Genomic DNA, 13,213 nt, shown 5'->3' with positions numbered 1-13,213 from the left:
GGCAGCCAAGCATATTGGCTGCAAAACATCATGAAAAAGCATCTAAAATATTTTCTATTATCGAGCGCGCTTTACACTTGCGCTATTAATGCCACAGCAGCGGCTAGTGAACAAAATATGATTAGTTTTCTAGCGTTTGGCGATGGTGGTTACAGTGTAGATTACCCAAAAACGAAGCATATTAAACAGCCAAAGAACAAGCAACAGTTTATAGCAGCGGAGAAACGAGATTGGCTCGCAGAGCATCGACCTTTGTCAGAGTTTAATCATGCGCCTTTGTATGTTTATGCCAATTCGAATATTGCTGTTGAACAAAGTGGAGCCGTACCGGTTGGTCAAGCCATGGCTAAACTATGCCAGCAAAAAACGTGTGACTTTGCCATTCAGTTGGGAGATAACATCTACCCAGACGGCGCAGGTGCGAATGATGGTAAGGATGATCAAAAACGCATGGAGGATCTGATCCTTGCTCCATTAAAGCCATTGTTTGACTTAGATGAGTCGCTGGTGGTCTATTCGGCGCTTGGCAACCATGACTGGAAAACCTCTAGAAAGGGGGTTGCACGACAGAGCGGCTGGATGGCAAAGCAGCCAAACTTTCATATGGATAAGCGAGGATATTACAGCTTTAAAAAAGGTGAGCCTGGCAGTGATGTGGAGTTTTTTGTCATAGACACAAATATGCTGCTATCAGGTCAACACTACTACGAGATCCCGTTAAATGAAAAAGGGCAAGAGCAAGGCTTAGCAACCGCATTAGCTAAGGGGCAAGCACAACTTGAAGATATAGAACAACACGAAATTCCTTTAAATGGTGAGGATCATAAACAATTGATCTGGCTTGCCAACGGTCTGAAACAATCAACAGCGAAGTGGAAAATTGTGTATGGTCATCATGTTTTGTGGTCTATAGGCGGTACAAAGTATGATGAAGGTCATGTGTTAAGGCGTTTAATTTTGCCAGAGCTGTGCGAATACGCTGATGCTTACATTGCAGGTCATGAGCATGATCTGGAGCTATTGAGCGATGATTGCTCAAGGGTATTGCCAAAAGGTCACTCCAAAGCAAAACTGCCCCTTATTATCAGTGGCGCAGCCTCAAAAATGCGCGGTACACATACACCATTTGCTATGTACCAAGAGGCTCAGTACCCAGAATATGATTTAGTTTGGTCAAAGAGCTTTACTTGGGGTTTTGCACACATAGAGCTAAACAACCAAAGTGATACACTAACGGTAAATTTTTATAGCACACCAAGTGATGGCAGTGCACAATTAATATATGAGAACAGCTTTAACTTTGTGCATCGCAGCAACTAGGTTGTAGAGGCGCAGGTTTAGGTGTGTATTTACTTTGTTGCAAGCAAGAAAATAAAAAACATGCCTAAACGCTCAAGATAGTGCGCCTATATATGAACCGAAACACCTCTTTTCAAGTATTAAAAGCCTAACTCCAATGTGTGCAATATATTGCTCATTGAAAATCAACAATATTTTATATTTCAAAATTATGAATGTTTTTTTAAATTCTAAAAGTGATATGTAATCCAATATCTATTAAAATATTGGATAATATATCCACCATTTCTGAGTGGTCCTTTACTGTTAATTCAAGTGTTAACAGCGTCCTTAAAAAAGCTTGATATTAATCATTGCAAGCTAAGTGCGAATATGATTTATTGAAGATCAAGGTTTGGCCATTCCTGCTCTGTACTAACTTGTTAGTCTGTGACTTGGTTGCGCGTTTGGCGTAGCAAGTGAGGCGATAAGTTGGTTGTTCTCAATAATTCAATAGCGCGTGATGTGCGCATAATACACATCAGTTAAAAAACAATTTCTGTGTTATCAACGAGGTGATATGAAATGCACTTAAAACAGCAAAATTTAAATAAGCTGCGAGTTGATAACGACGGTTTTATTAACTAATTATTAAATGTCGGTGACTATTTTGGTGCCGCATCATTGAAAAGAAAAGGTGAGGATTTTACCTATGAAGAGACAGAAAAGAGATCGCTTAGAAAGAGCACATTCACAAGGATTTAAAGCTGGATTAGCCGGCAGATCAAAAGATTTATGTCCATATCAACAAGTAGAGCCCAGATCAGAGTGGCTGGGTGGATGGCGCGAAGCGATTGAAAATCGTAATACCTTCAAAACCTAAATCAAACAACCAGATTACATACAACAAAGCCCCTAATTAGGGGCTTTGTTGTGTTAACCAGTTATATAATTTTTTAGAATGCACTGGTATCTTGGAAAAGGCCTACTTTTAAGTCTTTTGCTTCGTATATTACGCGACCGTCAACTTCAACTGTACCATCGGCCATACCCATGAACAATTTACGCTTAATTACGCGCTTCATATCGATTCGGTAAGTGACCTTTTTTGATGCAGGCAGAATTTGGCCAGTAAATTTAACTTCACCTACACCAAGTGCACGGCCAAGACCTGGGCCACCTGACCAGCCCAAGAAAAAGCCCACAAGCTGCCACATTGCGTCAAGGCCTAAACAACCAGGCATAACCGGATCGCCTTTAAAGTGGCAATCAAAAAACCAAAGTTCAGGATTTATATCAAGCTCAGCAATAATGTGACCTTTTCCAAACTCACCGCCATCATCATTGATCTCGACAATGCGATCCATCATTAACATGTTGTCACTCGGTAAACGGCAGTTGCCTTCGCCAAACATTTCACCGCGACCACATAGGATTAATTCTTCTTTTGTATAGCTATTTTTTGGTTCCATAGTTCACAATCTTTGCTGAAAATTTCCGAGTTACTTTAGCGTACAGTTGTACGCTAAACAACTCTGAACAGTTAAATTTGTGTCTTACGTAAGAATAATTCTCATTAAAGTGCAATTCTCTTACAGTTTGACGCGATATTTGTCGTAAAAAACTTTATAATAACGACCAGTATTTGACTAGATTATCGGAAGTTTATGATCCTTTTTGTAGATTCACTGACAGTGATTGATTTTTCTTACCTTTGTAATCAGCGTGGCGCAGTGGGTGAAAGCTGGATAGTTGATTTGACTTTGCACGGTCAACTAAATGATGAATCCATGGTTTTAGATTTCGCGTTGGTTAAAAAACAGATCAAACGCATCATTGACGACACCATAGATCACAAGCTTGCAATTGCAAAAGGACTCAACGGAACCGTTGATATGAAAGACGGTCGAGTAGAGCTGGACTATCAGTTTGGTCAAGGCGACCAAAGTCATCACTTGGCGATGAGCGCGCCAGAGCAAGCGGTTTGTTTGCTTGAAGGCGATAAAGTCGATGAACAGTCAGTTATAGAGTTCCTGAAATCTGTGATCATGGCGCAAATGCCTGAAAATGTTAAAGACATTGGCATCGAATTACGCCCCGAGCAAGCTGAGAGCTTCTATTATCATTACAGCCACGGCTTGAAGAAGCACGATGGTAACTGTCAGCGTATTATTCATGGCCACCGCTCACAAATTGGTGTATTTGTAGATGGGATGAAACATCCTCGATTACAAAAACAATGGGCCAGTAAATGGCAAGATATCTATTTAGGCACCGAAGAAGACATCGTTACGCCTCAGCAGCTTCGTAACGTTCAAGCTCATGAAGGCGATGTGTGCTTTGCTTATGATGCCACACAAGGCTATTTTGAGTTGGCTATCAGCGCCAAGCGTTGCGATATTTTACCTTGTGACACAACCGTTGAATGTATCGCTGAATATCTGGCCCAACAAATCAAATTAGAGTCTGCAAACAGAGAAATTATGGTAAAAGCCTACGAAGGTGTGGGTAAAGGAGCGATTGCATATGCTTAAAAAAGGGATAGTGATTGCCTTATCGTTTTTGACTGCGCTTAATGTCAGCGCACTTGAACTAAAAGGCAGCCTGACCCAAGGTGGTATGGTTGTGGGTAAGATAGCCGATGCCAAACAGGTAACCTTCAACGATAAACCATTAAAACTAACGGGCGAAGGTGAGTTTGTATTTGGGTTTGGACGCGATGCCCAAGCCACACATACGCTAAGCTGGGTTGATAACAACAACGCGCAACATACAAAAGAACTTGTGATAACCGAGCGTGAATTCAAAATTGACCGCATAACGGGCGTTGAGAAAAAATATGTGTCTCCGCCTAATTCGGTACTAAAACGTATTCGTGAAGAAGCCAAAGCGGTTCGTGAGGCCAGAGCTACCGAGTCTACACTTGAATATTTTAAAGACCCCGTATTTAGACCCGCTCCCGGTAGGATTTCGGGGGTATATGGTAGTCAAAGGTACTTTAACGGTAAGCCTCGCAACCCACATTACGGGCTTGATATAGCAAATAAAACTGGTACGCCAGTGCTTGCCCCATTGCCTGGTGTGGTTACGTTTGCTGACCCTGATTTGTATTACAGCGGTGGTACAGTGATTGTTGACCATGGCTATGGTATCAGCTCTACATATATTCATTTAAGCAAACTTCATGTCAAAGTGGGAGACAAGTTAGATACTGGCGACCACTTTGCTGATATTGGTGCAACGGGCAGGGTAACCGGCCCACATTTGGATTGGCGTTTTAATTGGTTTAATGAGCGACTCGATCCACAGTTATTAATGCAAGACACATTGGCGAGCAAAAGTAGTAAATGACACAGATAGACAAAGATGCAATTATTGCAAAACGCATTCAAGATTCAGTAACTTCGGTAACAAAAACGGTTTTTCCGGGTAGAACAAATCATCACAACACCTTATTCGGTGGCGATGCATTAGCCTGGATGGATGAAGTGGCTTTTATCGCAGCGACGCGATTTTGCCGCAAGCCTTTAGTTACCATTTCATCAGATAGAGTAGACTTCAAAGAAGCTATCCCTGCAGGAACATTTGCGGAGCTTGTGTCTCGCGTAGTGCACGTAGGTAACACCAGTTTAAAGGTAGAGGTAGAAATCTATCTTGAACGCATGCATAAAGATGATAAGCACCTAGCTATATCTGGCAGTTTCACCTTTGTAGCTGTAGATGACAACCACAGACCAACACCAGTTGTTTGTGAGAAAATGCTAGCTGGCTTTAAATAATTGAAGCGATAGATAAACATAAACACGGGCGATTATTTATCGCCCTATCTATTAATCCCAAAAGAACACATCATACTATAAATTTCTATTCATCTAACCTCATCAATAGCTGTGTTGCTTTGAAACTAAAGTTAACCAGTGAGGTGGGGATTTATAGATACTAAAGGGCATATAGCCCCTTAGTATCCTGATACATTACAAGTCAACTTTACAGGAGATATAGTGATCGCCATCCACAAGTTCCAAGTTTGCTTCAAGAGCGCTGCTTGGAATATAGGTAGGCAGTCGTTTTATTTCACCGCTTCTTGATAAAAAGAATAACGGGGAAGCAGCCATATTGTTATTTACCGTTGATGGTTCAAAGCGATAAGGGTTAGCACCAGAAAAAATTCCGATAATATCGTCGCTGCCGTGTAACACACTTCTCATATAGTTAAACTCACACAGGTTCTTGTAGTAGTCTTTTTTATAAGGGGAACGCGAGGCAATATTTACTTCCAAGAATGATTTAGATGAAGATGTGGCAGTAATATATTCGCTTACGCGAGATACATAGCCGCCAGCCAGCGCATTGTTTCTCGAGTCGATGGTTCTTGGATAAAACACATCGTAGCGCTTGCCATCTAATGAGCGAGAAACCATCCCTGTTGAGTAGTTGTGGTCAACATTGTCTGTAAGCTTTGTTGTGCTCCACGATACGCCGTTGAAAAAGCTTCTATGCATGCTATGAATTGGCTGCGTTGTTGGTAAGTAACCTTGACCATTGGTACACGCTGTTAGCGTGCTTGAGTCACATGATTTAACCGTCAAGATGTAGACTTTTTTCAAACTGTTACCTTCAACGTACACGTCTATATCTTTCATATATGTACGAGTTATCACTGTTTCGGAGTTACTATAATCAATATCATGATCTTTAAATACTTCAGCTTTTGTAAAGTCGCTAATAGTAGTAAGCGGTAATGCTAGCGCTTTTCTATTGCCAAATCTGTCAATGTACTTCCAGTTGTAGCCGCCATCTTCAGAAAAAATATGATAAAGATTTATACGGTCATCTCCATGCGCGTTTTTATGTAAGTTAAATGCCAGTGAAATAACATTGCCTTTGGCTTTAGCAATGGCGTAATGCCCACCATATGCAGCAATTGTTTGATGATTGGACACTACCATTTTTCTACTAACTGCGTCGTACTTTAAAACCGCGGTATGGAGTTGTCGGGCTTGATAGCCTCCCGTTGGGCGGTTGCAAGAAATGTGATTTATCACAGTTGCCTGATCGCCATACCGCCCTTTGCAATATACGTTGTAAATAATGCGATATTTGTTGCCACTATTAGGCAATGCAAACAGCTTAGGGTAGGCCATGCCTCTGTACTGTTTACTATTTGTTTCAAATAGTGTTTTACCTGCCGTCTGGTTTAGCACACTTGCGTAATCAAAGTTATTAGGTGTTACATCTGCAAATGATTTTATGTCTCCGGCAATTTGGGTGCGATACATTATGGCACCTCTGCGAGGGCCTCTTGCCGCTACGACGATTAGGATATTGTTATCTTCATCAACGTTAATCACGGCGTTATCATGAGGATCATCGGTATATTTAGCATGAACAAGCACAGGTCGTGATACTTTCTTAGTTACATGGTTGTACTTACCAACATAAATGCCTAGTGCGTTAGAGCGGTTACATTGTATGTCGCCATCTGGGTCAAACAAATTAGAAAGGTGATTTCTATACTCCCTCTCGTAATAATTCTCTGGTGTATTCGGGTCATAAAAGCTACCTAGGTAGTTTGTTGTCGGAAAATAACAACGCGCTTTATTTAATGTATAGGTACCAGTGCTTGAATAATACGCGTGACCGAAAGGGGAGTCTCCTTTACCGAAACCTGCCGCTGAATTTACACTGCCGTTAATATCTCCCATTGAATAGGGGGTATGTACAGTCGCCATTGCGATTTCTGATTCGCTTGGGCGACCTCCGTTAATATCTGTTGTAAATGGTCCTGAATAGACAAAATATGTGTAGTTGCCAGACTTTACCGCTACGGGATAATGCTTTGCCGTGTAAGTCGACACTGGACCACTGTATTTGGTAATTGAATCATTGACCCCATCCATGTCCAAATCTTGGCTGCCACCAAAATCAGCGTTGACTCGTGAATTATAACCATAACGTGCTTTTGTTCCCCACACATGGCCTAGGTAACCAAACGCTTCTGTATTTTTTGTCACAGCGGTGGTTTTCGATTCACAGCGGTTTTTAGAAAGCGGTTCCTGCGTTACGCAGTTTCCTTGAGAATCTCTTAAGTATTTATAAACATTAAAGATATCGGACTTTGGATCGTCGGTTATAGCATATGCAGCGGGTGCGATACACAATAACGATAAGATGATTTTCTTCATTAGCATTTCCTTGCAAATTAGTTAAATCGAAGTTAATGGAGCAGGGATGATACCCACTTGAGCCTAAATTTTAAACAGATGATGACAAGATTTAAGAATATATTCATAGTGGTTAAACAAAAAAGGCTTACCAATTAGCTGATAAGCCTAGTGAGTGTTACGTTTATATTGGGTAGCTTACAGTACCATTGCCGCTATCCAACCAAAGATAAGTAGCGGAATATTAAAGTGAATAAAGGTAGGCACCACGGAGTCCCAAATATGGTCATGTTGACCATCCGTGTTTAATCCAGACGTTGGCCCAAGTGTTGAGTCAGAAGCTGGGGAGCCAGCATCACCGAGTGCGCCGGCTGTACCAACAAGCGCGGCGGTGGCCATCATCGAAAAACCCACTTCCATACACAGAGGTACAAATAGGGTGGCAATGATTGGAACCGTTGAAAATGAGCTACCGATCCCCATGGTAATGAGCAAACCGACCAATAAAATCATAGCCGCAGCCAAAGGTTTGTTGTCACCGATAAAGTCAGCACAAGCGGCGACTAAGCTGGCAACATCGCCCGTTGCTTTCATCACAGACGCAAACCCTTGCGCCGAAATCATGATAAAGCCAATCATGGCCATCATGGCAACGCCACGGCTGAACACGTCAGAACTTTGTTCCCATCTAACGATACCGAAAACACTGAACATCATAACCCCAACTAAGCCACCTAAGATCATGGAACCACTGATATTTTGCGCAAGTAGCGAGCTGATAACTGCAACTGTGCCGATGATCATAACCTTTTTAGGGTTGTCAATTTCCCGGGCTGCAGCCACTTCGCTTGCTTCATTATGTTTATATTCACGACCTTTGCGATAGCTCACCAATACGGCAATAGCTAACCCTACAAGCATGCCCACTGCGGGGATTATCATCGCCAATGGTACATGCGTATTAACGATTTCTAAGCCGTTATCTGCGAGGTTTTTATGCAAAATAGAGTATAAATAGATACCTCCGAAACCGTACGGAAGAACCATATACGAGGTAGCTAGACCAAATGTCAAAATACAGGCAATCGCACGTCTATCCAATGAGAGCTTGTTTAAAATAGTCAAAAGCGGGGGGATTAAAATGGGAATAAACGCGATATGCACGGGGATCAGGTTTTGTGATGCCACAGCACATAGCAAGATAATACTCATAATGGTAAAGCTAAGTACTTTGGTATGAGCTTCGTCTGAGTTATCCACCAAGCTTAGGAGCTTTTGCGCCAGAATATGAGTCAACCCTGATTTTGAAATGGCAACCGCGAACCCGCCTAACATGGCATAACTAAGCGCAATTTCAGCCCCGCCTGAGAGGCCGCTGTTAAAGGCATTCATGGTATCGTTCAGGCCAAGCCCCGCGCTCAAACCCGCCACCATTGCACTGACGGTCATAGCTACTATGACGTTGACGCGAACCAGCGCCAAAACGAGCATTAATAAAACGCCTATAATTACTGCATTCATATCTATCTCTTTGCTTTTGTTTTTATTGAATTTATCAAATTTTTGGCGTGTTTGTTCTGGTTTTTGCCAAAAGATTTGCCCTGATATCTATCTGCCGCGAAATCCGCATAAAATTGCAGCAACATCTCGTGGTGACTTGAAAATTGTTGAGTTAATTCATCTATCGCACGTTTGGGAGGAGCCGCTGAAAGGTCCTTATCAGATAGTTCGATCAGCTGACGATAGCGTTTTACTACTAACGGCTCCTTGACTTGCTGATGCCGTTGTAAGTAAAAGAACAGCAACAGTAGTATTGCTGATATAACAAAAATCACCAATGCACCTGCCCATTGTTTACCCTTTGTACCAAATAACGATTGCAGCAGAGAGGTTTGCTTTTCTTGGTCAAAGTTCAGAACCCACCTCGTCCATTGATAATCGAGTTGCTCTAAGTGCAATCTCAGCCAATTAATTGCGGTGAAATTAGACCAAGCAACGAGACTCAAACCTAAATTGTCCTGAAATTCATCAGCCAATGTTTGATGTTCTGAAAGTGAGCCTAGTAAACGCTGAGGAGAAACCCATGCTGTAGGGTCGAGCGTTTTCCATCCCTCATTTGGTACAAAGTACTCAACCCATGCGTGAGCATCGTATTGGTAAACGCTAAAATATCCTTGCTGCTTATTGTACTCAGCGCCTAAATACCCTGAAACCAGACGGGCAGGGATCCCCGCACTCCTAAGTAAAATAGCGGCGCTGGAAGCATAGTGCCCGCAAAAGCCATTTTTATAATCGAACAAAAACTCATCGACCTTATGCTTTGATTCACTTGTATTTGGGGTGAGTGTGTACCTGAACCCTTGCGAACTAAAATAACGTCGCATTAGCTCGATAAATTCATTGGTGTTGGCTGAGTCTAAATCCCATTGTTTAGCCAGTGCTTGCGCTTTTGGGTTTAATTGCTCGGGCAACATCGTATTAAAGCGATATTGCCGAGCTGGCATACGGGTTTGCTGGCGAATGTTTGCCGATTGCACTTGATATTCAAATGTTGAGGTGATCTTGTCGGCTCTATAAAGCGTGCCAAAGTAATTATTATTAACCAGCTTTGTTGGACTTACTGCGTGCTCGAGCGCATACAACCAAGGAAGGTTGCTCGCTTCGGCGATAATTTTATAAGGGGCTAACTGTAAGTTCGCGGTTAAATTACTCGAAACATTTTGTAGGTTTGACATACGCCACTGCGTGCCATCAAACTTATCATGAATGATGGCTCGCCAATAGAGGGGCTTATTACCCATTGGCGCTTGGGTTCTGTCGTTTAAAATCGCTCTAAAGGCCAGTTCGTCAGACTTTGCCAAGTTTACAATATCAAATGGATCAACATTCTCTGACAAACCAGTTTTGGCGAGTGTCGGCCCTGGCATCTGCCAAAATGAGGGGATTTTTGGCATAAATATCAGCAGCAGTATACTCAGCGCCATGCTTATCAGCACTTTTGTGAGCGTAAATTTACTCGCAAATGCCAAGGATGTTTTAGGTTGTACTTGTAACATGGCAACTAGGTTAACCCCCAGTAACATCAGCACCATGAGCGCAATATATAAACTTTGCGAAAACAAAAACACGCTAGATAGGGTAAAAAAGTTTAGAACATAAATCTGCTGCCATTGCTTAGTTGTTGTTGCTTGTAGTACTTTTAGTTGGCAAGCAAGTAGCATTAATGCGACGAAAAGCTCAACGGTGTTTTGTATACCGACTGAAAGCCCAGTGATTACCATACCCGTGATAGCAATCAGATTTATCAACGAGTTTCTAACACCGTTATTTTTTTTAATAACCAATATGCCATGCCAGATAGCCAGCAGCAGCATTAAAACATTAAATGCTACACCAAAAGATGTAACGGGCACTAAAGTTATCAGCAAGTAACTAAGGGTGATGGCAAACTGATTAGAAATCACTTAGCGCCTCCAAGCACTTTACTTTGTGCTGTTCACCTTGCGCTGCGGCGATCAAACGAGGGCCTAATTTAAGGGCGTAACTGAGGTTATGTTGGTCAGCTTGAAGTACAAGATAGCAAAGCTTTGCAAGGCGCTCCTCAACATTACCTTGTAGATGGTCAAAATCAAACCCTAAGGTTTGCGCGCCCGTTTCTCCCTCATAGTCCTTTATTAATAGTTGTTGCGTCTTGGCATAGTGCCGCCAAGATATACGATGCATGTTCATGCCAGACTGATAAGGAGTTAGTTGCTTAAATTCATCACTGAGGTGCGTTGAAGAATGAGTGAACTGGTCATCTTTTTTATGACTTTCGAACATTTGCCTTTGGGCGGAATCCACTAATGGATCAGGATACGCGTAAATTGATTTACGACAGTATAGATAGCTCCAAACACTGACCAAACCAAAAGGGAAGTGGCTTACAAACTTAAAACGGCCAAGAACATGCTTACCTCTGGGTAGCTCAAAGGGCATATTTATATGTTCGCAAGTTTGTACAGATGGGACGCTAATTTGTTGCTTTAAAAGATTATGTTCAATTGAGAGTTGTTGTAGACTTGCCTTGGTACTGAGTTCAAAAATTACCGTAGGAGGCACAGAGCAATGTGCCGATTTAATGGCAACGAGCTTTACATGTGTACCGTTCATATTTAGATAGCCATAAATAATCGATACGACTAACAACATGATCATCAAGTAAGCAACACCGAGTAGCAGGTTATTTTGATAGTTAATGCCAAGCACAAAGTTTAACGCACTCACGGCGATAAAACCAAAACCGGTGAGTGATGGTAATACGTAGATTGTGTTGTGTTTGAATGTAATGCGCTCGCCTTCGTGTTTGTTGCGGATCACGCGCGAGAAAAAACCACTTACATATCCTTCGCTCAAAGCGGGATCACCACTTCGTGTAAAATGTCCGATATTGCTTGCTCTTGTAAATGACATGGAATATTGAGCCTATGTGCCGCAATACAGCCAAACACTGCTTGAACATCATCTTGCGTAGCGTAGTCTCGGCCATCCATCAACGCCCAAGTTCGAGCACCATGGCCCAGTGCGATACTGGCCCGTGGTGAAAGCGGGTCGGTAAATAGCCCTGACTCGCGTGTGTATTTGACCAAAGCGAGGATATAGTCGAGCACACTTTGTGCTAATTTGACTTGTCCGGCTTGTGCTTGAAGGCTAAATAGTTCTTCAATATCAATCACTTTATTAACTTGCGATGAGATATTTTGTTTGATGCCTAAGATTAGTTTACGCTCGGCGTCTTCACTTGGATAACCCAAGCTGATACGCATAAAGAAGCGATCTAATTGAGACTCGGGTAGGGGGTGCGTGCCTGCTTGATGTATGGGGTTTTGCGTGGCAATCACAAAAAATGGCTCTGGTAATGGGTGGCTAACGCCATCAACCGTCACTTGCCTCTCTTCCATCGCTTCTAATAACGCGCTTTGCGTTTTAGGGCTAGCACGGTTTATCTCATCTCCAAGCAATACTTGGCTAAAGATTGGCCCAGCATGAAAGGTAAACTTATGCTCATTACTATCAAATATTGCTGAGCCGATCACATCCGCGGGTAACAAGTCACTGGTGAATTGCACACGTTGATAACTGAGTCCCAACACATCGGCCAAGCCATGCGACAAGGTGGTTTTGCCCATGCCAGGTAAGTCTTCAATTAATAAATGACCACGACAAAGCAAGCAACACACAGCCAACTTTATCTGTTGTTCTTTACCAAAAATTATATGTGAGAGCTGTTGTGTGATTTCTTTTATCGGATGGCTCATGCAATCATTTCTATACGCTTTAGTACCGTATCAACTTTTTTGGCATTGAAGGGTTTTGCTATAAATCCTTTAGCGCCAAGCTCCCAAGTGTTTTGTACATTTTCGAGGCTGTTGTGACCAGAACACATGATTACGTGTGTACTTGGATAATGGTCGTTGATAAATTCTAGTATTTGGGTGCCGTCGGTGTCGGGCAATTCGATATCTAAAAAGATAACATTAGGTGGGTTGTCGATTAGTAAGGTTTTTGCGGATTCAAAATTCTCAGACTCAAAAATTTCTTCGAAACCTAACTCAACCAGTATGTTGCTGAGATAATCGCGGATCTCTTTGGAGTCATCGATAATCAATATCGGCTCCAGCGGTTTTACAAATTCCATATAACGATACTTCATATTGTTTGTCTGAAAACATACTAAGTCATCAGCACAGCAAGCTCAATAACTTTGGGTTCATATTCACAAGATTAATCGC

At 42.1% G+C, this 13,213-nt stretch carries 12 protein-coding genes; 5 read left to right on the top strand and 7 right to left on the bottom strand.

The window, feature by feature from the left end; all coding sequences use genetic code 11:
* Nucleotides 1-30: 30 nt before the first annotated feature.
* Both L1070_RS00525 and rmf read left to right on the top strand, forming a co-directional pair.
* Nucleotides 31-1,320, top strand: coding sequence for a metallophosphoesterase (locus L1070_RS00525; protein ID WP_237124054.1), 1,290 nt, complete (start codon nucleotides 31-33; stop codon nucleotides 1,318-1,320).
* 670 nt (nucleotides 1,321-1,990) lie between these two features.
* Nucleotides 1,991-2,161 (top strand): ribosome modulation factor, encoded by a 171-nt coding sequence (gene rmf / locus L1070_RS00520; RefSeq protein WP_070985445.1) that lies wholly within the window; start codon nucleotides 1,991-1,993, stop codon nucleotides 2,159-2,161.
* A 73-nt stretch (nucleotides 2,162-2,234) separates the two neighbouring features.
* Here the strand turns inward: rmf and fabA are convergent, their stop codons facing one another.
* Entirely contained in the window at nucleotides 2,235-2,750 is a 516-nt protein-coding gene (gene fabA / locus L1070_RS00515) for a 3-hydroxyacyl-[acyl-carrier-protein] dehydratase FabA (RefSeq protein ID WP_237124053.1), read from the bottom strand.
* Between the two features lie 195 nt (nucleotides 2,751-2,945).
* Between fabA and L1070_RS00510 the strand changes: the two genes are divergently transcribed.
* From L1070_RS00510 to L1070_RS00500, 3 genes are read left to right on the top strand one after another with little or no spacing between them, the layout of a single operon-like run.
* Entirely contained in the window at nucleotides 2,946-3,812 is an 867-nt protein-coding gene (locus L1070_RS00510) for a 6-carboxytetrahydropterin synthase (RefSeq protein ID WP_237124052.1), read from the top strand.
* On the top strand, nucleotides 3,805-4,629 hold the full coding sequence (locus tag L1070_RS00505; protein WP_237124051.1) for a M23 family metallopeptidase: 825 nt from the start codon (nucleotides 3,805-3,807) through the stop codon (nucleotides 4,627-4,629). The genes L1070_RS00510 and L1070_RS00505 overlap by 8 nt, the downstream gene beginning before the upstream one ends.
* A complete protein-coding gene (locus L1070_RS00500) occupies nucleotides 4,626-5,057 on the top strand; it encodes an acyl-CoA thioesterase (protein WP_070985449.1) in 432 nt (143 codons plus the stop codon). The genes L1070_RS00505 and L1070_RS00500 overlap by 4 nt, the downstream gene beginning before the upstream one ends.
* A 195-nt stretch (nucleotides 5,058-5,252) precedes the next feature.
* Here the strand turns inward: L1070_RS00500 and L1070_RS00495 are convergent, their stop codons facing one another.
* The 6 genes from L1070_RS00495 to L1070_RS00470 form a co-directional block, all read right to left on the bottom strand.
* Nucleotides 5,253-7,463 carry a hypothetical protein gene (locus L1070_RS00495; protein ID WP_237124050.1) on the bottom strand — a complete coding sequence of 737 codons (2,211 nt, stop codon included), beginning with the start codon at nucleotides 7,461-7,463 and terminating at the stop codon, nucleotides 5,253-5,255.
* A gap of 177 nt (nucleotides 7,464-7,640) precedes the next feature.
* Nucleotides 7,641-8,963, bottom strand: coding sequence for a Na+/H+ antiporter NhaC family protein (locus L1070_RS00490; protein WP_237124049.1), 1,323 nt, complete (start codon nucleotides 8,961-8,963; stop codon nucleotides 7,641-7,643).
* 2 nt (nucleotides 8,964-8,965) lie between these two features.
* Nucleotides 8,966-10,906 carry a transglutaminaseTgpA domain-containing protein gene (locus L1070_RS00485; protein WP_237124048.1) on the bottom strand — a complete coding sequence of 647 codons (1,941 nt, stop codon included), beginning with the start codon at nucleotides 10,904-10,906 and terminating at the stop codon, nucleotides 8,966-8,968.
* Complete coding sequence (locus tag L1070_RS00480; RefSeq protein WP_237124047.1) at nucleotides 10,896-11,894, bottom strand: DUF58 domain-containing protein; 999 nt, start codon at nucleotides 11,892-11,894, stop codon at nucleotides 10,896-10,898. Before L1070_RS00480 ends, L1070_RS00485 begins: the two co-directional genes overlap by 11 nt.
* Nucleotides 11,834-12,739, bottom strand: coding sequence for an AAA family ATPase (locus L1070_RS00475; RefSeq protein ID WP_237124046.1), 906 nt, complete (start codon nucleotides 12,737-12,739; stop codon nucleotides 11,834-11,836). Before L1070_RS00475 ends, L1070_RS00480 begins: the two co-directional genes overlap by 61 nt.
* Nucleotides 12,736-13,119 (bottom strand): response regulator, encoded by a 384-nt coding sequence (locus tag L1070_RS00470; protein ID WP_237124045.1) that lies wholly within the window; start codon nucleotides 13,117-13,119, stop codon nucleotides 12,736-12,738. The genes L1070_RS00475 and L1070_RS00470 overlap by 4 nt, the downstream gene beginning before the upstream one ends.
* Nucleotides 13,120-13,213 lie beyond the last annotated feature (94 nt).

The organism is Pseudoalteromonas sp. MMG022, from assembly GCF_021654245.1.
Lineage (GTDB): Bacteria > Pseudomonadota > Gammaproteobacteria > Enterobacterales > Alteromonadaceae > Pseudoalteromonas > Pseudoalteromonas amylolytica.
The sequence above is the reverse complement of the archived record's forward strand: the minus strand, read 5'-3'. Positions and strand labels throughout refer to the sequence as shown.

Bases quoted from the DNA above. Each gene is read 5' to 3' on its own strand.
- L1070_RS00475 (WP_237124046.1), bottom strand. From the start codon at position 12,739: ATGAGCCATCCGATAAAAGAAATCACACAACAGCTCTCACATATAATT.
- L1070_RS00480 (WP_237124047.1), bottom strand. From the start codon at position 11,894: ATGTCATTTACAAGAGCAAGCAATATCGGACATTTTACACGAAGTGGT.
- L1070_RS00500 (WP_070985449.1), top strand. From the start codon at position 4,626: ATGACACAGATAGACAAAGATGCAATTATTGCAAAACGCATTCAAGAT.
- fabA (WP_237124053.1), bottom strand. From the start codon at position 2,750: ATGGAACCAAAAAATAGCTATACAAAAGAAGAATTAATCCTATGTGGT.
- L1070_RS00505 (WP_237124051.1), top strand. From the start codon at position 3,805: ATGCTTAAAAAAGGGATAGTGATTGCCTTATCGTTTTTGACTGCGCTT.
- L1070_RS00490 (WP_237124049.1), bottom strand. From the start codon at position 8,963: ATGAATGCAGTAATTATAGGCGTTTTATTAATGCTCGTTTTGGCGCTG.
- L1070_RS00470 (WP_237124045.1), bottom strand. From the start codon at position 13,119: ATGGAATTTGTAAAACCGCTGGAGCCGATATTGATTATCGATGACTCC.
- L1070_RS00495 (WP_237124050.1), bottom strand. From the start codon at position 7,463: ATGAAGAAAATCATCTTATCGTTATTGTGTATCGCACCCGCTGCATAT.
- rmf (WP_070985445.1), top strand. From the start codon at position 1,991: ATGAAGAGACAGAAAAGAGATCGCTTAGAAAGAGCACATTCACAAGGA.
- L1070_RS00525 (WP_237124054.1), top strand. From the start codon at position 31: ATGAAAAAGCATCTAAAATATTTTCTATTATCGAGCGCGCTTTACACT.
- L1070_RS00510 (WP_237124052.1), top strand. From the start codon at position 2,946: ATGATCCTTTTTGTAGATTCACTGACAGTGATTGATTTTTCTTACCTT.